Raw genomic sequence first — 268 nt, forward strand, 5'->3', positions numbered from 1 at the left:
CCGCCTTCTTCGCTGATATGGGTGATGCGATCCACCATCAGCATGTTCGGGGCGGGCAGTTGCGCGTTACCTGGGCCGAACAGCTCACCGCGACTGCAGCGCAGCAGATCTTCCCGGGTAAAGGCGTTTTGTTTGGTCATGCGAGCTCCTCAATAATCCCATGCGGCAGGGTAGGGTCAATCTTCCCGAACCGAATGAAGCGTTCATGCCTCATAGCGGCAGCCTACACACAGACTATTGCGTTGTAGTGAAAGTCACAGCGTCAAGG

General features: G+C 56.3%; 1 pseudogene. It reads right to left on the reverse strand.

Annotated features, from left to right (window positions below):
• A pseudogene (locus SB764_RS40720) lies at positions 1-140 on the reverse strand (beta-hydroxydecanoyl-ACP dehydratase); the annotation flags it as partial.
• Positions 141-268 lie beyond the last annotated feature (128 nt).

The sequence above is a fragment of the Paraburkholderia sp. SIMBA_027 genome (assembly GCF_046535315.1).
GTDB classification, from domain to species: Bacteria; Pseudomonadota; Gammaproteobacteria; order Burkholderiales; family Burkholderiaceae; genus Paraburkholderia; species Paraburkholderia tropica.